Below are 516 nucleotides of genomic sequence, written 5' to 3'. Positions count from 1 at the left end.
CATGGGCATGATGTAATCAGCCTACCCGCTGTCAATATTTGAAAAAGCTGAGGAGCGATCCTCAGCTTTTTTTTCTCGCTTGAGAATGTGTCGTTTATTCAAGAATATGAACAATATCCGATATAAGATGAGATTCATATTCTACACTGCTACTGGGATGCATATGAATGCAACTTGGTAAGTGCATGAAAAATAGAATTTTTWAAAAGGTTTTGTCAAATGGATGAAAAATATTCAGACATTTGACAAAACAATGACTTGGCAAAATTGAACGGCGTACATAATAAGTCGATGGGTACGGGAGTTGGCATCGCGCCACCGGTACTTAACAACTCATAGTCAGTGGAGACTCAACCAATGAAAAAAATCTTAACAGCAGCAGTGGTAACCGCGTTAACGTCAACAGCGGCAATGGCAGCAACGCCTGTAATGTTTTCTTCAATCAATAACTTCAACGCGCCAGATGACAGCGCCGTGGCGGGGTTCGGCTTGCCGGCGCTCTACGGTAAAGTAGAT

At 42.3% G+C, this 516-nt stretch carries 1 pseudogene; it reads left to right on the top strand.

Annotation, left to right across the window (positions count from 1 at the left end):
- Positions 1–357: 357 nt before the first annotated feature.
- Positions 358–516, top strand: a pseudogene (locus CIK04_RS22800) (phaC PHA synthase); the annotation flags it as partial.

It is taken from the genome of Vibrio sp. 03_296, from assembly GCF_002265885.1.
The sequence above is the reverse complement of the archived record's forward strand: the minus strand, read 5'-3'. Positions and strand labels throughout refer to the sequence as shown.